Here is a 20,620-nt window from a genome sequence, read left to right as displayed (position 1 = left end):
AAACCTCAAAAAGAAACGGTATTTGTCTTTTTTATGGGTCTTCGCACATCACCACCTCGCGCGGTAACTAAACAAACGCCCTCAACACTCCCAGCGCCAGCGGCAAACTCAGCATGCCGAGCAGGGTGGACAAGGTGACCAGCGCCGCCACATAAGGTCCGTCATACCCCATGCGTGCAGCCAAGACGTAGCAGCTTGAGGCGGTCGGCAGGGCAGAGAACATCAGCAAAATGGTGGCCTGCACCGGGTTCAGGCCAAACATCAGGCACAGGGCCAGCGCCCACAGCGGCATCAGCAAATGGCGAATCAGCAACACGGCGACCCCCAGCAACTTGGCATGGTTCAAGGCAGCCAGTTGCATGCCGGCACCCGCAGCCATCAAGCCCAGCGTCAATGACGCACCACCAATGCGCGTCACGGTCAGTTCGGCCCAGCCGGGAATGGAGAAACCGGCCAGGTTGGCCGCCAGGCCACTGGCGGTACCAATGATCAGTGGGTTGCGCACCAGTTCGCCCAGAAAACCCCGCTTGGCGTGGCGCGCCATCGGCCACACGGCGCCGATGTTCATCAGCGGCACGCTGATGCCGATGAGCAGCGCAATCACCAGCAGGCCCGGTGGGCCGGTCAGGCGTTCGGCCAGTGCCAAACCAATGAACGAGTTGAACCGGAAGGCAATTTGCGCGCTGGCAGCATGTTGTCGCGCCGCCATATGACTCTTGAGGCCGGGCCAGTAGGGCACCGAGTAAGCCATGGCAATGCCGCCCAGGCCCAGCGCCCAGCCGGCCCCCACCAGGTTACCCGCCGCGCTGAGGTCGAGCGGGCTTTTCACGATCGAATGAAACAGCAGCACCGGAAAAAATAGAAAGTACACCAGCTGTTCCACCTGCGCCCAGACGGCCCGGTTCAAGGGCGTGAAGCGGCAGATCAGGTAGCCGATCAAAATCAGCGAGAAATCAGGAAAGAGAAGTTCAGCGTAGTTCACACCTTGAGAATAGCAGGACGCACCGCGCCAAAATGGCCGACGACGCCCCCCGCCGACAGCTCCGCATAAGATGGGCGTATTTATTGTTGCCTTCAAACCCATGTCCCAAACGCAAGCTGCTGACCACTCAGTCGCCCAAGACGCCAAAAAAGCGCCCGACCCGGTGATCGACACCTTCATCGACGCCCTATGGCTGGAAGAAGGCTTGTCTGCCAACACCCTGGCGGCTTACCGGCGCGACCTCACCTTGTTTGCTAACTGGCTGGCAGTCCAGGGCAGCAGCTTGGCTGGCGGCACCGAACTGTTGCTCAACAGTTACTTTGCCGACCAGCATGCCAGCACCAAGGCAACCACCGCCAACCGGCGCCTGACGGTGTTCAAGCGCTTTTACCGCTGGGCCTTGCGCGAGCGCCTGCTGGGCGCAGACCCCACACTCAAGCTGCAAGCCGCCAAACAGCCACTGCGCATGCCGAAAACGCTGACAGAAGCCCAGGTCGAGGCCTTGTTGAATGCCCCGGACACGTCAGCAGCTTTGGGCATGAGGGATCGCACCATGCTGGAACTGATGTACGCCAGCGGCCTGCGGGTCAGTGAGCTGGTCGGCCTGAAAGTGCTGAACCTGAGCCTGAACGACAACGTGCTGCGCGTCTTTGGCAAAGGCAACAAGGAACGCCTGGTGCCGTTTGGCGAAGTGGCCAGCCTCTGGCTGAAACGCTATCTGGCCCAGCCCAGGGCCGAACTGTTGGCCGGCCATGCCAGCGAGGCGCTGTTTGTGACCCAGCGCGGCAGCACACCGGGCACGGCCATGAGCCGGGTCATGTTCTGGATGCTCGTCAAAAAATATGCACAGCTGGCAGGCATCACGGCACCGATGTCACCGCACACACTGCGCCATGCCTTTGCCACCCATTTGCTCAACCATGGCGCCGACCTGCGGGCGGTGCAACTGCTGCTCGGTCATGTCGATATTTCCACCACCACCATCTACACCCATGTGGCCCGGGAGCGCCTGAAAACCCTGCACGCCCAGCACCATCCGCGCGGCTGAGCGCGTGCATGGATTCAACCGGTGGCGACTGCGCTTGGCCGCTGCAGGACCGAGAGTTCGGCTTCAGAAAAGCCCGCAGCGCGACGTGCCGCCAGGTTGAACGGGCCTTTGAGGACGGGGGCCTGGTAGCGCTCTGCCAGCGTTGCGTAGGTCGCAATGGGCTCAAGCTGGCGCGCGTCGCAAAGATGGCGGTACCAGCGGTTGCCAACGGCGACATGGCCGATTTCGTCGCGCAGGATGATGTCCAGAATCCTGGCTGCGCCCTGGTCACCCACCGACACCAGCCGGTTGCGCACCGCCGGCGTGGCATCAAGTCCTCGCGCTTCCAGCGTGCGCGGCACCAGCGCCAGGCGCGCCAGCACATCGCCTTTGGTGCGTTCGGCCATGTCCCACAAGCCGTCATGCGCGGGAAAGTCGCCGTAGGCAAAGCCCAGTTGTTTCAGGTGGGCGTTGAGCAACTCGAAATGCAGCGCTTCCTCCTGCGCCACGCGCCACCAATCCAGGTAGAAATCGGTGGGCATGTCGGCAAAGCGCCAGACGATGTCGAGCGCCAGGTTGATGGCATTGGCCTCGATGTGGGTCAGCGCATGAATCAGCCCGGCGCGGCCTTCCAGGGTACCGACGGCGCGGGTCTTGAGTTGCGAGGGGTGCACCAATCGCGGGCGCTCGGGTCGCCCGGGCAAGTCAGCAGGTGCGGTGAAGCTTGCGCAGGGGTCGAGCGTGCAAAGAGCCCCATCAAGCCCGCGCACCTGGGCCGCCTTGTCGTCTGGAGATGTGATTTGCAGCAGGCGCAGGCACGCGGCGCGCAAGTCGGTTGGGGACTGTTGGTCATCTGAAGAGCTTGAGGCGTTTGAGTCGATCGGGTTCATGTTGCGCTTGGTTTCCCTACAATTCTAGGTAAATGAATCTGAAAGAACGCTATGGCTATTTATGAACTTGATGGGGTGTCGCCGCACATTGCGGACTCCGCCTGGGTCGCTGACAGCGCCGAGGTCATGGGCGATGTGGTGCTGGGTGAGCAGGTCAGTCTCTGGTTCGGCGTGGTGGCGCGGGGCGACACGGCCGCCATCCGGATTGGTTCGCAGACCAACATTCAGGACCTGAGTGTGCTGCACGCCGACGTCGGCATGCCCTTGACCATTGGCTCGGGTGTCACCGTCGGTCACAAAGCCATGCTGCACGGCTGTACCGTGGGTGATGACAGCCTGATCGGCATTGGCGCGGTGGTGCTCAATGGCGCAAAAATAGGCAAGGGCTGCCTGGTTGGCGCTGGTTCGCTGGTCACTGAAGGCAAGGAATTTCCCGATGGCTCCATGATCATGGGCACACCGGCCAAAGTGGTGCGCCAGCTCACGCCCGAACAGTTGCAGGGTCTGCGTGACAGTGCCCGGCATTACGTGGCCAATGCGCAGCGCTTCAAGGCCAGTTTGCACAAAGTCGCTTAATCTGTTGGGGTCAGAGCATGTCGCTGCGCGAGTGGTCTGACCCGCAATGTCTCAATAGTGTTGATATGTCTGAAATTCACAAATTTATTTTCGAAGGCCTGCCAGTGCGCGGCGCTGTAGTGCGTCTGACCGATGCCTGGGTGGAGATCTTGCGCCGCCGTGCCAGCAACACCACGCAGGGCGCTTACCCGGCGCCGGTGCAGGTGCTGTTGGGTGAAATGACGGCGGCTGCCGTGCTGATGCAGTCCAACATCAAGTTCAATGGCTCCCTGATCGTGCAGGTGTTTGGCGATGGTCCGGTCAAGCTGGCGGTGGTCGAGGTGCAAAGCGACTTTTCGCTGCGCGCCACGGCCACGGTGAACGGCGAGGTCAGTCTGGACGCCACATTGAGCCAGCTGGTCAATGTCGGCAATGAAGGCCGCTGTGCCATCACGCTCGACCCCCAGGACCGTCAGCCCGGGCAGCAGCCCTACCAGGGCGTGGTGCCGCTGTTTGGCGATGCCCGTGAAAAGCTCGAAAAATTCAGCGATGTGTTGCAACACTACATGCTGCAAAGTGAGCAGCTGGACACCACGCTGGTGCTGGCTGCCGACGACAAGGTGGCCGCCGGCCTGCTGATCCAGCGCCTGCCGATGGCGGGCAAGGGCAATCTGGCGGGCAGTTCCCAGGCCTCGGATGAGGATCAGATTGGCATCAATGAGCACTACAAGCGCATCGCCATGCTGGCCTCCAGCCTGAAGCGTGAAGAGCTGTTGACGCTGGATGTCGAAACCATCCTGCACCGCCTGTTCTGGGAGGAACAACTGCTGCGTTTCGAGCCCTTGCAGGGCGAGGCGGGTCCCCGCTTTTCCTGCTCCTGCAGCCGTGAGCGGGTGTCCCGGATGTTGCTGAGCCTGGGGCAGCCGGAGGTTGACAGCATTTTGCAGGAGCGCGAGGTGATCGAGGTGGGCTGCGATTTTTGTGGCTTGCAATACCGTTTCGATGCCGTGGATGCAGCCCAGATCTTCCGGGCACCCCACCTCCCGGTGCCGCCGACACCGCTGCAGTAGGCTCGGTGGGCCGCCGCGCCAGGCCCAAGGACACTTGGGGCACAGTGCTATACTCGTCTGGCTTTGTAGCTGGCCGATTTCATCAGCGCCTGCTGCTACAAAGTTAATCCGCAAACCAGTTTCATCAAGGTGTTGCCAGTCCGCTGGCAAAACGAACTGGATTTCAGACCTAACCTTTGGAGTTTTTTTTATGGCAATTACCATGCGCGAAATGCTGGAAGCCGGTGTCCACTTTGGTCACCAGACCCGCTTCTGGAACCCGAAAATGGCCCCCTTCATTTTTGGCCATCGCAACAAGATTCACATCATCAACCTGGAAAAATCGTTGCCGATGTTCCAGGAAGCCGCCAAGTTTGCGCGTCAGATTTCGGCCAAGCGCGGTACCGTGCTGATGGTCGGCACCAAGCGTCAGGCCCGCGAAACCGTGGCCGTCGAGGCCAAGCGCGCCGGTGTTCCCTACGTTGACGCCCGTTGGTTGGGTGGCATGCTGACCAACTTCAAAACCGTCAAGACCTCGATCAAGCGTCTCAAGGACATGAAGATCCAGCAGGAAGCCGGTCTGGACAGCATGAGCAAGAAAGAGCAGCTGATGTTTGCCCGTGAGCTCGAGAAGCTGGAAAAAGACATCGGTGGTATTCAGGACATGACCACCTTGCCGGACGCGATTTTCGTGATCGACGTGGGCTACCACAAGATCGCCATCGCCGAAGCCCGCAAGCTGGGTATTCCGCTGATTGCCGTGGTCGACACCAACCATTCGCCCGAAGGCATCGACTATGTGATTCCTGGTAACGACGACTCTTCCAAGGCGGTTGAGTTGTACGCCCGTGGCATCGCTGACGCGATCCTGGAAGGCCGCGCCAATGCCATGGACGACGTGGTCAAGGCCGTGGCTGAAGACAGCGCTGACGAATTCGTCGAGGTCAATGAGGCTGCTGCCTGATTCTTTGGCGACCCCAATCCAAAAGGGGGGCTCATGTGCCCCCTTTTTTTAATTTGAATTGATAAACTGTACTGATTTCCGGAGAACAAAATGGCTCAAATTACTGCAAGCATGGTGGCTGAACTGCGTGGCAAGACCGACGCCCCGATGATGGAATGCAAGCGCGCGCTGACCGAGGCCGAAGGCGACATGGTCAAGGCTGAAGAGCTGCTGCGCGTCAAATTGGGCAGCAAGGCCGGCAAGGCCGCCAGCCGTGTCACGGCCGAAGGTGTGGTGGTTTACGCAGCAGACGCCGGTGTCGGCGCGCTGCTCGAAGTGAACTGCGAAACCGACTTTGTCACCAAGAACGACAGCTTCCTGGCCCTGGCCAACGCTGCTGCGGCCTTGATCGCCAAGCAGAACCCGGCCGATGTGGCTGCCTTGGGTGCCCTGGCTTACGAGCAGGATGGTTTTGGTCCGACGCTCGAAGACGTGCGCAAGGGCCTGATTGGCAAGATTGGCGAGAACATGAGCTTTCGCCGTTTCAAGCGTTTTGCCAACGGCAGCAAGCTGGCTTCCTACCTGCACGGCACCCGCATTGGTGTGGTGGTCGAATTCGAAGGTGATGAGGTCGCCGCCAAGGATGTGGCCATGCACATTGCTGCCATGAAGCCCGTGTCCTTGTCGAGCGACGAGGTGCCCGCTGAGTTGGTGGCGCGTGAGCGCTCGGTGGCAGCTGCCAAGGCGGCCGAAGACGCTGCTGTGGCCACCGCTGCCGGCAAGCCCGTGCAGTCCGCAGAAATTGTGACCAAGCGCATCGAAGGCGGCGTGCAGAAATACCTCAAGGAAGTGTCTTTGCTGAACCAGGCCTTTGTCAAGAACGACAAGCAAACGGTCGAGCAGATGCTCAAGGCCATGGCCACCACGGTCAAGTCATTCACCTTGTATGTGGTGGGTGAGGGCATTGAGAAAAAGGTGGATGACTTTGCTGCTGAAGTGGCGGCCCAGGTGGCTGCTGCACAAAAGGCGGCCTGATCTGGCTCCTGCTGTTTCATTGAATCCACCCAAGACCAAGGAGTCACCCATGTCAGATGTCAAGCCGGCTTACAAGCGCATTTTGCTCAAATTGTCGGGTGAGGCACTGATGGGGGACGACCAGTTTGGCATCAACCGTGACACCATTGTGCGCATGGTCGATGAAATCGTGGGGGTTACCGCCCTTGGTGTCCAGGTGGCCGTGGTGATTGGCGGTGGCAATATTTTCCGCGGCGTGGCGGGTGGCTCGGTCGGTATGGACCGTGCCACGGCCGACTACATGGGCATGCTGGCGACCGTGATGAACTCACTGGCGCTGGGCGACACCATGAACAAGGCTGGCCTGACGGCGCGCGTGATGTCGGCCATTGCCATCGAGCAGGTGGTGGAGCCCTATGTGCGTCCCAAGGCCCTGCAATACCTCGAAGAGGGCAAGGTCGTCATTTTTGCCGCCGGTACCGGCAATCCGTTCTTTACCACCGACACCGCGGCCGCCTTGCGCGGTGCCGAAATTGGTGCCGAGATTGTGCTCAAGGCCACCAAGGTCGATGGCGTCTACAGTGCTGACCCCAAAAAAGACCCCAGCGCCACGCGCTACAGCAAGATTTCCTTTGATGACGCCATTTCGCAGAACCTGGGCATCATGGATGCCACGGCGTTTGCCTTGTGCCGCGATCAGAAACTGCCGGTCAAGGTGTTCTCGATTTTCAAGCACGGTGCGCTCAAGCGCGTGGTGCTGGGTGAAGATGAGGGCACCCTGGTGCACGCCTGATTTTTTATTTTGAACCCTGAGTGAGGAAGACCCATGTCAGTCGCCGAAATTAAAAATACCGCAGAAACCAAGATGGACCAGTCCATCGAGGCTTTCAAACACAACCTGACCAAGATCCGTACCGGACGCGCCAACCCTGCCATTCTGGACACGGTGCAGGTTGATTACTATGGTTCCCTTGTACCCATCAGCCAGGTGGCCAACGTGTCGCTGCTGGATTCGCGCACGGTGAGTGTGCAGCCCTGGGAAAAAGGCATGGGCGCCAAGATTGAAAAAGCCATTCGTGACAGCGACCTTGGGCTGAACCCATCGTCCATGGGCGACCTGATCCGGGTGCCGATGCCGCCGATGTCCGAGGAGCGCCGCAAGGAGTTGACCAAGTTGGTGCGCAATGAAGGCGAGGGCGCCAAAATTGCCGTGCGCAACCTGCGCCGCGACGCCAACGAGGGCGTCAAGAAGTTGGTCAAGGACAAGCTCGCGTCGGAAGATGACCAGAAGCGCTGCGAAACCGACATCCAGAAAGTGACCGACCGGCACATTGCGGCCATCGATCAGCTGGTGGCGGCCAAAGAACACGACATCATGGCGGTTTGACCGGCCATGCCCCCTTCCTCAACGCCGTACCATGTCGCCATCGTCATGGATGGCAATGGGCGCTGGGCGTCCAAGCGCTTTTTGCCTCGTATCGCGGGTCATAAGCAAGGGGTTGATTCCCTCAAGCGTTGTGCCTGCGCCTGTGATGCGCGCGGCATCAAGGTGCTCACGGTCTTTGCCTTTTCTTCTGAGAACTGGCAGCGTCCGCAGGAGGAAGTCTCTGGCTTGATGGACTTGTTTGCGCTGGCTTTGGGGCGCGAGGTGCCTCAGCTCAAGCTTGACGGCGTGCAACTGCGTTTCATTGGCGAGCGCCAGGGCCTCTCGAACCGCGTGCTCAAGGGTATCGAGCAGGCCGAAGCAGCCACAGCCGCCAACCACAAACTGGTGTTGAATGTCTGTTTCAACTACGGCGGCCGTTGGGACATCGTGCAGGCGGCTGCGCGTGTTGCCGCCCAGGGGCTGGAAATGACCGAACAGAATCTGAGCCAGACGATGGCGCTGGCGCATGTGCCCGACCCCGACCTGGTGATCCGCACCGGTGGTGAGCAACGCATCAGCAACTTTTTGCTTTGGCAGTCCGCTTATTCCGAATTTTTCTTTTCCGACAAACTGTGGCCCGATTTTGACGAGGCCGCGCTCGACCAGGCCATTGAATCCTATGCCTTGCGCGAACGTCGCTTTGGCAAGGTCCCGGGTCAGGGTGATGCCGCTGCTTCGCCTGTCGGCGTCCACTGAAGGCTTGCCATGCTCAAGCAACGCGTGATCACCGCTGTGTTGTTGTTGCTGGTGCTGTTGCCCGCACTGTTTTACCAGGATGCAGCACCCTTCAATTTTCTCGCACTCCTGTTCATTGCCGCTGCGGCCTGGGAATGGGCGCGTTTGAATGGCTATGAGCCGCCTGCCAGCTACCTTGCCGGTGCTTTGTGTGCCCTGACGTGCGCAGGACTTTGGTGGGCTGGCGGGCTGGCGCAGACCTTGCCTCGGGTTTGGCTTGTGACCGGTGCCGTCTGGGTGCTGCTGGGCAGTTGGGTGTTGCGTGCCGGTGTGCCGGCCTGGGGTCAACTGAATCGCAGTTTTCGTTTGGGACTCGGCCTGCTGGCGCTGGTGGTCACCTGGCTGGCCGTGGCCCAGGCCAGACTTGTGGGCCCCAATTTTTTGCTGTCGGTCTTTGCCTTGGTCTGGGTGGCCGACATCGGTGCCTACTTTTCCGGCCGCACCTGGGGCGGGCGACTCGTCAAGCGCAAATTGGCGGCGTCGATCAGCCCGGGCAAGAGCTGGGAAGGCGTCTGGGGTGGCATGGTGGCCGTGTTGCTGTTGGCTTGGGCCTGGACCCGTTTCGATGTGGGGACGCAGGCGACCGTGCCCAGTTTCTACAGCCACCTGGCTGAGCGCGGCGCGGTCTTTGTCGTGATCGCCTGCCTGTTCCTGGCCGCCATGAGTGTGGTGGGTGACCTGTTCGAGTCCCTGGTCAAGCGCAGCGCCGGGGTCAAGGACAGCAGCAAGCTCCTTCCCGGTCATGGTGGCGTGCTGGACCGGGTTGACGCCTTGTTGCCCAGCTTGCCTTTGGCCATGATGCTTTACACATTTTGAGAGTGCCCATGCTGGATTCAAGGGGTTTGAAAAAGAAACGTGTTGCAATTTTGGGGTCGACCGGCTCCATTGGCGTCAGTACCCTGGAGGTGCTGTCGCTGCACCCGGAGCGGTTCGAGGTGTTTGCCTTGACCGCCTCGACCCAGGTCGATAAATTGCTGCAGCAGTGTGTTCAATTTCGACCAGCCTTTGCGGTCATGGCCAGCCCGGCGCACGGCCAGGAACTGGCGCGTCTTTGCCGCGACCTGGGTTTGCCGACCCAGGTGCTGTGTGGTCCGGACGCCATCACCGAGGTGGCCAGCCATGAGCAGGTCGACGTGGTCATGGCGGCCATTGTGGGTGCTGCCGGCCTGGCTTCGTGCCTGGGTGCGGCGCGCGCAGGCAAACGCCTGTTGCTGGCCAACAAAGAAGCCCTGGTGGTCGGCGGCGACTATTTTTTGCAGGCCGTGAACGCCGGCGGTGCCAAGCTGTTGCCGATCGACAGCGAGCATTCGGCGGTTTTCCAGTCCCTGCCCGAAGACGCCGCGAGTTGGGCCACGCAGATCGACAAGATCATCCTGACGGCCTCGGGCGGGCCGTTCCGGCGCCGCGATCCGGCCAGCTTTGCCGACATCACGCCGGACCAGGCCTGTGCCCACCCGAATTGGGTCATGGGGCGCAAGATTTCGGTGGATTCGGCCACCATGATGAACAAGGCGCTCGAGGTGATCGAGGCGCGCTACCTGTTCGGCGTCGCGCCAGCGCAGATCGAGGTGGTGATCCATCCGCAGAGCGTGATCCACTCGATGGTCCAGTACCGTGACAACTCCGTCATCGCCCAGCTGGGCACGCCAGACATGAAAGTGCCTATTGCCTATGGTCTTTCCTGGCCGCAACGCATGAGCTCGGGTGCCAGCGCGCTTGATTTTCGGACCATGGCCGACATGACGTTCGAGTCGCTGGATGACCATGGCCACCGCCAACGCTTTCCTGGCCTGGCCTTGGCCTGGTCCGTGCTGGCCGCGCCAGCGGGAAGCACTGCCGTGCTCAACGCCGCCAACGAGATCGCCGTGGCGGCTTTTCTGGCCGGGCAGATCCGCTTTGACCAGATGCACGCGGTCAATCTGGAAACCCTGGCCAAGGTGCAGCCCACGCCGCCGGGGTCGCTGGAAGATTTGCTGGCACTCGACGCGCAGAGCCGTGAGCTTGCTACGCGCGTGGTCACCCGCCTGTCCATCTGACGCGCCGCCCCGATGCTGACTGTCCTTGCCTTCATCGTCGCCATCGCCTTGCTGATTGCCGTGCATGAGTACGGCCACTATCGGGTCGCGGTGGCCTGTGGCGTCAGGGTCTTGCGCTTTTCCATCGGCTTTGGCAAGCCCCTGTTGCGCTGGCAGTCCAAAACCAGCGGCACTGAATTCGTGCTGGCGCTGTTTCCGCTGGGCGGTTTTGTCAAGATGCTTGATGAGCGTGAAGCTCCGGTGGCGCCGGCCGAGCGTCATCTGGCCTTCAACACGCAAAGCCTGGGGCGTCGCAGTGCCATTGTGGCGGCGGGGCCGGCGGCCAATCTGCTGTTGGCGGTGCTCTTGTACAGCGTGGTCAACTGGACCGGGGTGCAAGTCCCGGCTGCCATCCTGGCGCCGCCGCAGGCAGAGTCGATGGCCAGCCAGTCCGGACTGGTTGGCGGCGAGCGGGTCGTGCGCGCCGCGCTGGACGGTGAGGCAGAAACAGAAGTGCGCTCGTTCGAGGACCTGCGCTGGCAACTGACCCGCGGGGCGCTCGAAGGGCGAGACGTCAGGCTCTGGGTGCAGGCGGAAAAGACCAGTGCTGAGCGTGAATTCCTGCTCAGGCTGTCCACTTTGGACAGCCATGAGGTCGATGCCCGCATGTTTCAAAAAATGGGTGTCATTGGCCCGCTGACACGCCCGTTGATGGGCGACATCATGCCGGATTCAGCCGCGGCACAGGCCGGTTTGCGTGCCGGCGACGAAGTGACCCAGGTCGATGGCAAGCCCATTCTTGACGGGCAGGGCCTGCGCGTCCTGATTCGCCAATCGGTGGTCAATGGCAAAGCGCCGACCCAGGTCTGGACCCTTCTGCGCGACGGCCAGCGACTGCAACTGAATGTGACGCCGCGCGTGGTGCAGGAAAACGGCCAGGCGATGGGCCGCATTGGCGCCTACGTGGGTGCGCCACCCGAGCAGGTACTGGTGCGTTATGGTGCCCTGGACGGCAGTTGGCAGGCGCTGGTGAAAACCTGGGACGTGTCGGTCCTGACACTCAAGATGATGGGCCGCATGCTGATTGGCGAGGCCTCCATCAAGAACATCAGCGGCCCGCTCACCATTGCCGACTATGCCGGCAAATCGGCCGGCATGGGGCTGACCCAGTACCTCATTTTCCTGGCGCTCATCAGTGTCAGCCTGGGTGTTTTGAATTTGCTGCCGGTGCCGGTGCTCGATGGTGGACACCTGATGTATTATCTTTGGGAGGGTGTCACCGGTCGGCCTGTGTCGGATGCCTGGATGGAACGTATGCAACAAGGCGGTATTGCCATTCTGATGCTCATGATGGCGGTCGCTCTTTTCAACGATGTTTCCCGCTTGTTTGGCTGATCGTCGTCCACTTGGCCGGCACCTATTACTTATCAAACTGAACTATGTTAACCAATCGATTTCGCCTCACTACAAGTGCCGCACTGGCTTCCCTGATGTTGGTCGCCCAGTCCGCCTGGGCTGTCAACCCGTTCACCGTGCGCGATATCCGGATTGAGGGGCTGCAACGCGTGGAGCCGGGCACCGTCTTTGTTTCGTTGCCGGTGCGCGTTGGCGACACTTACAACGACGACAAGGGCGCCGCCGCCATTCAAAGCCTGTTTGCACTGGGCCTGTTCAAGGACGTGCGCATTGAAGTCAACGGCGATGTGCTGGTGGTGGTGGTCGAAGAACGCCCCACGGTGGCCAATGTGGAGTTTGTTGGCACCAAGGAGTTCGACAAGGACGTGCTGGTCAAGTCCTTGCGTGATGTCGGTCTGGCCGACGGCCGGCCGTTTGACAAGGCCCAACTCGACCGTGCCGAGCAGGAGCTCAAGCGCCAGTACATCAACCGCAGTCTGTACGCCGCCCAGGTGGTCACCACGGTGACACCGATCGAGCGCAACCGGGTCAACCTGACCTTCACCGTGGTGGAAGGTGAACCGGCCAACATTACCGAAATCCGGATTGTCGGCAACAAGGCGTTCAGTGAATCCACGCTGCGCGGCCTGTTTGATCTGGACACCGGCGGCTGGTTGAGCTGGTACACCAAGTCCAACCGTTATTCGCGTGCCAAGCTCAACGCCGACATCGAGACCCTGCGCTCCTATTACCTGACCCGGGGCTACCTCGAGTTCAAGGTGGACTCGACCCAGGTGGCGATCCAGCCCAACAAGACCGACATCGGCATCAACATCAACATCACCGAAGGCGAGCGTTTTGTCGTCAGCAGCGTCAAGCTGGCGGGCGAATACCTGGGCAAGGAAGAGGAGTTCAAGTCGCTGGTGGCGATCCGTCCGGGTGAGGCTTTCAACGCTGACGAGGTCGCCAAGACCACCAAGGCCTTCACCGACTATTTCGGCAACTTTGGTTATGCTTTTGCGCGCGTCGAGGCCCGGCCCGAAATTGACCGGGTCAACAACCGCGTGGCGCTGGTGCTGCAGGCCAATCCGTCGCGTCGCGCCTATGTGCGCAAAATCAACGTGGCCGGCAACACCCGTACCCGCGATGTGGTGGTGCGCCGCGAATTCCGTCAACTGGAAGCGTCCTGGTACGACGGCGACAAAATCCGCCGCTCGCGCGACCGGGTCGACCGTCTGGGCTACTTTGGCGACGTCGCCGTGGAAACCGAGGAGGTGCCCGGCACGCCGGACCAGGTCGACCTGACCATCAATGTCACCGAAAAACCCACTGGCAGCCTGAGCCTGGGTGCGGGTTACTCCAGTGGTGACGGCTTGGGCCTGTCCTTTGGCCTGAAGCAGGAAAACGCCTTTGGCTCGGGCAATTCGCTGGGTCTGCAGGTCAACACCAGCAAGTTCAACCGCCTGGTGGTGATCAACACCACCGATCCGTATTTCACCGAAGACGGCGTGTCGCGCACCTTTGACCTGTATGCGCGCACCAGCAGCCCGTACCAGGACGAGGACTATTACAAGCTCGAGACTTCTGGGGCCAGCATCCGCTTTGGCGTGCCGTTTACCGAAATCGACACCGTGTTTTTTGGTCTGGGCATTGAAAAGACCACCATTGTCCCGGGCACCGATCTGCCGATCTCTTACAAGAACTACGCCGATGAATACGGTTACTCCAGTACCGCGCTGCCCTTGACCGTGGGTTGGGCGCGTGACAGCCGCGACAGCGCCCTGGCACCGACCAGCGGCCGCCTGCAGCGCGCCAATGCCGAGTGGTCTTTTGCCGGCGATGCCAAGTACCTGCGCGCCACCTACCAGTTCCAGCAGTATGTGCCTTTGAACAAGCAATTCACCGCGGCCTTCAACACCGAAGTCGGCCTGGGTCGTGCCTTTGGCGGCGGCACGTTCCCGGTGTTCAAGAACTTTTATGGCGGGGGCCTGGGCTCGGTGCGCGGTTTCGAGCAGGGCAGTCTGGGGCCGAACGAGCAGGCGGACGGTCTGGGGACCTCTTTGGGCGGCTCACGCAAGCTCAACGTCAACATGGAAATATTGGCACCTTTCCCCGGCGCCGGCAATGACCGCACCCTGCGCATGTACGGCTTTTGGGACATCGGCATGGTCGGGGGCGACAACCCGGTCAACGCCAATGCCAACGATCTGCGCTCGTCGGTCGGCGTGGGCATCAGCTGGATTTCGCCGGTGGGCCCTTTGCGCCTGGCGTTTGCCAAACCAATCCGCAAGTTTGACAACGATAGAATTCAAAGCTTGCAATTTCAAATCGGGACCAGTTTCTAATGAACTATTTCTTACGACATCTTTGTGCCCTGAGTCTGTGCGGCCTGTCTGCGATGTCCTTGCAGGCGCAGGACCTGCGCATGGGCTTTGTCAGCACCGATCGCGTGCTCAAGGAAGCCGGCACCGCCAAGGCGGCGCAGACCAAGCTGGAGCAGGAGTTTTCCAAGCGTGAGAAAGAGCTGGTCGACCAGGGCAGCAGCATCAAGGCGCTGGCCGACAAGTTCGAGCGCGAGGCACCCACCCTGCCCGAAACCCAGCGCCAGACCCGGCAAAAGCAGTTGCTCGAGCAGGACCGTGATTTCCAGAGAAAGCGTCGCGAGTTTCAGGAAGACCTGAATGCCCGCAAGAACGAAGAGTTGCAACTGGTGATCCAGCGCGCCAACAAGGTCATCAAGGACCTGGCCGTGGCCGAAAACTACGACTTCATTTTTCAGGACGCGGTGTACGTCAATCCCAAGCATGACATCACCGACAAGGTGATCAAGGCGCTCAATTCGTCTGCCGGCAAGTAAATCCGACTTGAAGGCGGCGTGCGCGTGACCCTGCGATTGGCATCTGTTGTTGAGGCGCTGGGCGGCGAGTTGCATGGCGATGCCAACCTGCGCATCGAAGGTCTGGCGCCGCTGGAAAGCGCCGGGCCGGCCCAGCTGAGTTTTCTCAGCCATCCCAAATACCAGCATTTGTTGTCGGCCTCCGCTGCCGGCTGCGTGATTGTCAGCCCCCAGTTCCAGACTTTGGCTGCGGCGCGCGGGGCCTGCATCGTGACCGAGCAGCCTTATTTGTACTACGCCCGGGTCACTCAACTCTGGAAAAAGACCCTGGCTGCGCCCACCGGGCCGCTGATCCATCCGAGCGCGGTGATTGACCCGCTGGCCCAGGTGCATCCCAGCGCGCGTATCGGTCCACTGTGCGTGCTTGAGGCCGGCGCCGTGGTGGGCGCCGACACGGTGCTCAAGTCGCGCGTCACGCTGGGCGAAGGCTGTGTGGTGGGTGAGCGTTGCATTCTCCATGCCGGCGTCGTCATCGGGGCCGACGGCTTCGGTTTTGCCCCCAATGCCGGCGCCTGGGAAAAAATTGAACAACTGGGCGCGGTACGCATCGGCAACGATGTCGAAATTGGCGCCAACACCTGCATCGACCGCGGCGCTCTGCAGGACACCGTGATCGAGGACGGCGTCAAGCTCGACAACCTGATCCAGATCGGCCACAACGTGCACATCGGCCGGCACACGGCCATGGCGGGTTGCGCCGGTGTGGCAGGCAGCGCCACCATTGGCGCCCATTGCACCGTGGGCGGCGGCGCCATCGTGCTGGGCCATCTGACGCTGGCCGACGGCGTCAACATCTCTGCCGCTTCGGTGGCGACGCGCTCCATCCACAAGCCGGGCCATTACACCGGCATGTTCCCGCTGGACGATAACGCCGCCTGGGAAAAAAATGCCGCGTCGCTCAAGCACCTGGCCAGCCTGCGTGAGCGCATCCGTGCGCTGGAGGCGCAACTCAAACCAAACAATTCAAACTAAGGACCTTTCGATGGATATTTACAAAATTCTCACCAAGTTGCCGCACCGCTACCCGTTCTTGCTGGTGGACCGGGTGCTGGCCATTGAGAAAGGCAAGACCATCAAGGCGCTGAAAAATGTCACCATCAACGAGCCTTTCTTTCCAGGCCATTTTCCGCACCGCCCGGTGATGCCCGGCGTGTTGATGCTGGAAGCCCTGGCTCAGGCCGCTGCCCTGCTGGCCTTTGATGCCATAGACTCCGGCGCCACCGACGACATGGTGTACTACTTTGCCGGCATGGAAGGGGTGCGCTTCAAGCGTCCCGTGGAGCCTGGCGACCAGTTGATTCTGAATGTGGAATTGCTGCGCATGAAGGCCGGTATTTTCAAGTTCAAGACGTCCGCCACCGTGGACGGCGCGTTGGCGGTCGAGGCTGAACTCACCTGCGCCATGCGCAAAATTGCCTGAGGAGAGTCGCTTGACCACCATTCACGCCACGGCCCTGGTTGACCCCGCGGCCGAACTCGACAGCTCGGTCACGGTCGGGCCTTACACCGTCATTGGTCCGCACGTCAGCATTGGTGCCGGCACCACCGTGGGCCCGCATTGCGTGCTGGAAGGCCACACCACCATTGGTTGCGACAACCGCATTTTCCAGTTCTCCTCGCTGGGCGCCATTCCGCAAGACAAGAAGTACGCTGGCGAACCCTGTGAACTGGTCATTGGCGACCGCAACACCATCCGCGAATTTTGTACCTTCAATATCGGCTCGCCAGGCGATGTCGGCGTCACGCGCGTGGGTGACGACAACTGGTTGATGGCTTATGTCCACCTGGCGCACGATTGCCAAGTGGGCAGCCACACCATTTTTGCCAACAATTCGCAGTTGGCGGGCCATGTGCATGTGGGCGACTGGGCCATCCTGGGTGGTTTCACCGTGGTGCACCAGTTTGTGCGCATTGGTGCCCACAGCATGACCGCCATGTGCACGCTGCTGTTTGCCGATGTGCCGCCGTTTGTCATGTGCCAGGGTCAGCCGGCTGCGGCGCGTTCGATGAATTTTGAAGGCCTGCGCCGGCGCGGTTTTTCGCCCGAGCGCATCAGCGCCGTCAAGGCCATGCACAAGGCGCTGTACCGCGATGACCTGACGCTGCAGGCAGCCCGCGAACGTATTGCCGATTTGACACATAGCTACCCCGAATCGGCGTCGGACGTGCAGATGATGCTGGCGTTCCTGGACCACGTTTCGCCCCAGCGTGGCATTGTGCGCTGAGCGTTTTACCCTGACACCATGCAAGCCGCACTGGTCGCCGGTGAAACTTCTGGCGACCTGCTCGCCGGACTGTTGCTGGACGGCCTGAAGCAGCGCTGGCCCGAGCTGCAGTCGGTGGGCATTGGCGGCCCGCAGATGGCGCAGCGCGGGTTCGAGGCCTGGTGGCCGCACGACAAGCTGGCGGTCCATGGCTTTGGCTGGGAGGTGCTGCGTCGTTACCGCGAGATCGTCGGTATACGCAAGCAGCTCAAGGCGCGCCTGCTGCAACAGCCGCCAGACGTTTTCATTGGCGTCGATGCCCCCGACTTCAACCTTGACCTGGAGGCGTCCTTGAAGGCGCACGGCATCAAGACCGTGCATTTTGTCTGCCCGTCGATTTGGGCCTGGAGACCCGAGCGGATCGAGAAAATCAAGCGCAGCGTCGACCATGTGCTGTGTATTTTTCCGTTCGAACCGGCGCTGCTCGCTGCCCATGGGATTGCCGCCACCTATGTCGGCCACCCCTTGGCCAACGTGATTCCGCTGCAGCCAGACCAGGCGGCAGCGCGGGCCCGGTTGGGCTTGTCGGTGCAGAACACGGTGGTGGCCATTTTGCCGGGCAGCCGCGACTCGGAAATTGCCCATCTGGCGGCCCATTTTTTTGCAGCGGCCAGGTTGATCCGGCAAGCGCGCCCTGACACCCAATTCATCGTTCCTGTGGTGCCGGCACGCCGGGCCCAAATCGAGGCGGCGCTGCGAATGAGTGGCATGGTTGAGTGGGTGCAGATGGTGATGGGGCAGTCCCATACCGTGCTCGCCGCCTGTGACGTCACCTTGATCGCCAGCGGCACGGCCACGCTGGAAGCGGCCTTGTTCAAGCGCCCCATGGTCATTGCCTACCGCATGGGCTGGCTGTCGTGGCAGATCATGCGGCGCAAGAAGCTGCAGGCCTGGGTGGGTCTGCCCAATATTTTGTGCCGTGATTTTGTCGTGCCCGAACTGCTGCAGGACGCCGCCACGCCGCAAGCGCTGGCCCACGAAATTTTGCAGTGGCTTGACGCCAAAGCCCGCCAGCCTGAGAAAATACGGGCCCTTGAACAACGTTTCACCGCGCTGCACACCGAGTTGCAGCGCGACACACCCCAACTCGCTGCCCATGCCATCGCGCAACTCCTCCACTCCTGAGCTTGGCGCCATCAAGGCGTCAGCGCCACGGTCTGCGCGTCTGCCCAAGCGCCGCGCCCAAACGCCCGTCAGCATGCAACAGGTTGCCTTGCAATGGGATATCAATGGCTTGATCGCCGGGGTTGACGAGGCGGGCCGCGGCCCCTTGGCAGGACCGGTCGTTGCCGCGGCGGTGATCCTGGACGATCTGCATCCGATCAAGGGCCTGGCAGACTCCAAAAAGCTCACGGAACGCCAACGTGAACAGCTGTTTGACGAGATCCGCGCCAAGGCCCTGTGTTTTTCGGTGGCGCAGGCCAGCGTGCAGGAAATTGATGCGCTCAACATTTTGCAGGCCACCCTGCTGGCCATGCGCCGCGCGGTGGACGGTTTGCGCCTGGCGCCCAAATTGGTGCTGGTCGATGGCAACCGCCTGCCGGTCTTGCCCATGCGCGCCGAGGCCATCGTCAAGGGCGATGCCCTGGTGGCAGCGATTTCCGCGGCTTCGATCCTGGCCAAGGTCACGCGTGACCGTTGGTGCCAGGAAGTCGACACGCTGCACCCCGCCTATGGCTTTGCGCAGCACAAGGGTTACGGCACGACGCTGCACCTGGCGGCTTTGCGGGAACATGGCGCCTGTCCGCTGCACCGCACCAGCTTTCGCCCGGTGACCGAAGTCTTGCAAGGCGTCCGGCCATGACCTCACCCCAGGTGCTGAACATCAGCTCGCGCGACAACGCCTTGTTCAAGGACCTTAAACGGCTGGCGCACAGCAACACCGAGTACCGCAAGCAACAGCGCTTCTGGACCGAGGGTGACCACCTGTTGCGCGCCGCTCTGGGGCGGGGCGTGCGGCCGACCATCGGGTTGTTTGCCGCGTCTTACTGGCTTGAGGCACCGGTGCCCTACGTGCAAGCCGCGCCGAAAAACATTGTGCTGGGTGACGCGCTGTTCGATGAGCTCAGCACGCTGGAGTCGCCAGCGCGCCTCGGCTTTGTCTTTGATTTGCCGCAAGAGCCAGCCATCCAGGCTGGCGCGGCCACGGTCATCCTGGACCGGGTGCAGGACGCCGGCAATGTGGGGGCCATTTTGCGCAGTGCCTCGGCCTTCGGCTTCAAGCAGGTCATTGCCCTCAAGGGTACCGCCGCTCTGTGGAGCACCAAGGTGCTGCGCGCGGGCATGGGCGCCCATTGGGGTCTGCAACTGGTCGAGGGGGCTTCCCTTGACCAAGTGGATGTTTTGACGGTGCCGTTGCTGGTGACCAGCTCGCACCGGGGCAGCTACTTGCACCAGGCGCTCCTGAATAAGGAGCTATCCATGCCATGCGCCTGGGCCTTGGGGCATGAAGGGCAGGGCGTTTGTGCCGAGCTGGAGGCGCGTGCCAGCGGTCATGTGCGCATTGCGCAACCGGGGGGTGAGGAGTCGCTCAACGTGGCCACGGCTGCGGCCATTTGCATGCACGCCAGTTCGACGGCGCACCTGGCATAGGAGCCGGGGCGGCAGAGAGCTCTGCGCAGGTAAAGGCGGAGCCCGCAGGGCGGGGGACACGCAGCAGAACACTCTGCCGCCCAAGCTCCTTGCGCATCTAGAAGGCTTATTGGTGAAAGCGCGGCCGCCAGCCCAGCGCTGCCATGCCTTGGCGCAAGGCTTCTGCCAATCCGGTAGGTCCGCAAAACCAGATTTCCGTATTTTTCAACACGCCCAGCGCAGATGCTGTCAATTTGGCACCCTGACGCGCATCATGGATGTGCAGTTGCACCGAGGGCAGGGTGGCGCACAAAGTCAGCAGGCGCGGCGCAAAGGCGTCGGTGCTCTGATCGCGGGTGCAGTAATGCAGGTCGGCCATGGGCGCCTTGTCCGGATGGGCTTGCAGGGACTCCAGCCAGGCCAGGAAGGGCGTGATGCCAATGCCACCCGCGATCCAGATCTGTCGGGCCCTGCGATTGCAGCGGGCGAGGTCAAAACGACCGTAAGGCCCTTCCACGCGCACCGGTTGCCCGGCGTGCAGGCGTTGCCCAAGCTGCTTCGTATAGTCGCCAAGGGCCTTGATCTGAAAGCTGATGGTCTGGTCACCCCGGTCCGCACTGGCTATGGTGAACGGGTGCGCCCCTTCCTTGTCATCAAAGGTGACGAAGGCAAACTGGCCTGGCTGGTGCCCGTGCCAGCCCTGAAGCAGCCGGCAACGCACGGTGGTGATCTCCGCCGCCGGATGCTCGATGGCAACGATGGTACCGCTCGCCTCGCGGGCGCGGCCAATCCCACCCAGCAGCGAACGCAGTGCGCCATAGCCGCCGAGGACCAGCAGCATCGCCAGCAAGGCGCCTG

At 61.5% G+C, this 20,620-nt stretch carries 22 protein-coding genes; 19 read left to right on the top strand and 3 right to left on the bottom strand.

Features of this window, described 5'->3' with window-relative positions:
• Positions 1-67 precede the first annotated feature (67 nt).
• A complete protein-coding gene (locus tag Q7U49_RS05010; protein WP_304762745.1) occupies positions 68-982 on the bottom strand; it encodes an AEC family transporter in 915 nt (304 codons plus the stop codon).
• A 100-nt stretch (positions 983-1,082) separates the two neighbouring features.
• Here Q7U49_RS05010 and xerD point away from each other — a divergent pair, with 100 nt between their 5' ends.
• The gene (gene xerD / locus Q7U49_RS05005) at positions 1,083-2,030 is read left to right on the top strand and encodes a site-specific tyrosine recombinase XerD (RefSeq protein WP_304762744.1); all 948 of its coding nucleotides are present in this window, start codon (positions 1,083-1,085) and stop codon (positions 2,028-2,030) included.
• 14 nt (positions 2,031-2,044) lie between these two features.
• Here xerD and Q7U49_RS05000 read toward each other — a convergent pair whose 3' ends face one another.
• On the bottom strand, positions 2,045-2,899 hold the full coding sequence (locus tag Q7U49_RS05000) for a ferritin-like domain-containing protein (protein ID WP_304762743.1): 855 nt from the start codon (positions 2,897-2,899) through the stop codon (positions 2,045-2,047).
• A 51-nt stretch (positions 2,900-2,950) separates the two neighbouring features.
• Between Q7U49_RS05000 and Q7U49_RS04995 the strand changes: the two genes are divergently transcribed.
• The 18 genes from Q7U49_RS04995 to Q7U49_RS04910 all read left to right on the top strand — a co-directional run bounded on the left by Q7U49_RS04995 (position 2,951) and on the right by Q7U49_RS04910 (position 19,783).
• The gene (locus Q7U49_RS04995; protein WP_304762741.1) at positions 2,951-3,475 is read left to right on the top strand and encodes a gamma carbonic anhydrase family protein; all 525 of its coding nucleotides are present in this window, start codon (positions 2,951-2,953) and stop codon (positions 3,473-3,475) included.
• A gap of 65 nt (positions 3,476-3,540) precedes the next feature.
• Positions 3,541-4,524 (top strand): Hsp33 family molecular chaperone HslO, encoded by a 984-nt coding sequence (locus Q7U49_RS04990; RefSeq protein ID WP_304762740.1) that lies wholly within the window; start codon positions 3,541-3,543, stop codon positions 4,522-4,524.
• Between the two features lie 190 nt (positions 4,525-4,714).
• Positions 4,715-5,467, top strand: coding sequence for a 30S ribosomal protein S2 (gene rpsB / locus Q7U49_RS04985; RefSeq protein ID WP_304762739.1), 753 nt, complete (start codon positions 4,715-4,717; stop codon positions 5,465-5,467).
• A gap of 90 nt (positions 5,468-5,557) precedes the next feature.
• Positions 5,558-6,481 (top strand): translation elongation factor Ts, encoded by a 924-nt coding sequence (gene tsf, locus Q7U49_RS04980; protein ID WP_304762737.1) that lies wholly within the window; start codon positions 5,558-5,560, stop codon positions 6,479-6,481.
• A gap of 49 nt (positions 6,482-6,530) precedes the next feature.
• Positions 6,531-7,253: a UMP kinase gene (gene pyrH, locus Q7U49_RS04975; RefSeq protein WP_304762736.1), complete on the top strand. Its 723-nt coding sequence runs from the start codon at positions 6,531-6,533 to the stop codon at positions 7,251-7,253.
• Positions 7,254-7,286: 33 nt separating this feature from the next.
• Complete coding sequence (frr, locus tag Q7U49_RS04970; RefSeq protein WP_304762735.1) at positions 7,287-7,847, top strand: ribosome recycling factor; 561 nt, start codon at positions 7,287-7,289, stop codon at positions 7,845-7,847.
• 6 nt (positions 7,848-7,853) lie between these two features.
• Positions 7,854-8,582, top strand: coding sequence for a polyprenyl diphosphate synthase (uppS, locus tag Q7U49_RS04965; RefSeq protein ID WP_304762733.1), 729 nt, complete (start codon positions 7,854-7,856; stop codon positions 8,580-8,582).
• Between the two features lie 9 nt (positions 8,583-8,591).
• Positions 8,592-9,437 carry a phosphatidate cytidylyltransferase gene (locus Q7U49_RS04960; protein ID WP_304762731.1) on the top strand — a complete coding sequence of 282 codons (846 nt, stop codon included), beginning with the start codon at positions 8,592-8,594 and terminating at the stop codon, positions 9,435-9,437.
• 8 nt (positions 9,438-9,445) lie between these two features.
• The gene (gene dxr, locus Q7U49_RS04955) at positions 9,446-10,657 is read left to right on the top strand and encodes a 1-deoxy-D-xylulose-5-phosphate reductoisomerase (RefSeq protein ID WP_304762729.1); all 1,212 of its coding nucleotides are present in this window, start codon (positions 9,446-9,448) and stop codon (positions 10,655-10,657) included.
• Positions 10,658-10,669: 12 nt separating this feature from the next.
• Positions 10,670-12,031 carry an RIP metalloprotease RseP gene (gene rseP, locus Q7U49_RS04950; protein ID WP_304762727.1) on the top strand — a complete coding sequence of 454 codons (1,362 nt, stop codon included), beginning with the start codon at positions 10,670-10,672 and terminating at the stop codon, positions 12,029-12,031.
• 44 nt (positions 12,032-12,075) lie between these two features.
• Entirely contained in the window at positions 12,076-14,376 is a 2,301-nt protein-coding gene (gene bamA / locus Q7U49_RS04945) for an outer membrane protein assembly factor BamA (protein WP_304762725.1), read from the top strand.
• Complete coding sequence (locus Q7U49_RS04940) at positions 14,376-14,888, top strand: OmpH family outer membrane protein (RefSeq protein WP_304762723.1); 513 nt, start codon at positions 14,376-14,378, stop codon at positions 14,886-14,888. Before bamA ends, Q7U49_RS04940 begins: the two co-directional genes overlap by 1 nt.
• Positions 14,889-14,912: 24 nt before the next feature.
• Entirely contained in the window at positions 14,913-15,899 is a 987-nt protein-coding gene (gene lpxD / locus Q7U49_RS04935) for a UDP-3-O-(3-hydroxymyristoyl)glucosamine N-acyltransferase (protein ID WP_304762720.1), read from the top strand.
• A 10-nt stretch (positions 15,900-15,909) separates the two neighbouring features.
• A complete protein-coding gene (gene fabZ / locus Q7U49_RS04930; RefSeq protein WP_304762719.1) occupies positions 15,910-16,347 on the top strand; it encodes a 3-hydroxyacyl-ACP dehydratase FabZ in 438 nt (145 codons plus the stop codon).
• Between the two features lie 10 nt (positions 16,348-16,357).
• Positions 16,358-17,152 (top strand): acyl-ACP--UDP-N-acetylglucosamine O-acyltransferase, encoded by a 795-nt coding sequence (gene lpxA / locus Q7U49_RS04925; RefSeq protein WP_304762717.1) that lies wholly within the window; start codon positions 16,358-16,360, stop codon positions 17,150-17,152.
• An 18-nt stretch (positions 17,153-17,170) separates the two neighbouring features.
• Complete coding sequence (gene lpxB, locus Q7U49_RS04920) at positions 17,171-18,316, top strand: lipid-A-disaccharide synthase (RefSeq protein ID WP_304762715.1); 1,146 nt, start codon at positions 17,171-17,173, stop codon at positions 18,314-18,316.
• Between the two features lie 73 nt (positions 18,317-18,389).
• Positions 18,390-18,995, top strand: a complete 606-nt coding sequence (gene rnhB / locus Q7U49_RS04915) for a ribonuclease HII (RefSeq protein ID WP_304762985.1) — start codon at positions 18,390-18,392, stop codon at positions 18,993-18,995.
• Positions 18,992-19,783: an RNA methyltransferase gene (locus tag Q7U49_RS04910; protein WP_304762714.1), complete on the top strand. Its 792-nt coding sequence runs from the start codon at positions 18,992-18,994 to the stop codon at positions 19,781-19,783. Before rnhB ends, Q7U49_RS04910 begins: the two co-directional genes overlap by 4 nt.
• Before the next feature lie 106 nt (positions 19,784-19,889).
• On the opposite strand, the gene Q7U49_RS04905 is transcribed toward Q7U49_RS04910, so the two are convergent.
• On the bottom strand, positions 19,890-20,620 hold a 731-nt coding region (locus Q7U49_RS04905), incomplete at its 5' end, for an FAD-binding oxidoreductase (protein ID WP_304762712.1).

This window comes from Rhodoferax sp. (assembly GCF_030653815.1).
Taxonomy (GTDB): domain Bacteria; phylum Pseudomonadota; class Gammaproteobacteria; order Burkholderiales; family Burkholderiaceae_C; genus Rhodoferax.
The sequence above is the reverse complement of the archived record's forward strand: the minus strand, read 5'-3'. Positions and strand labels throughout refer to the sequence as shown.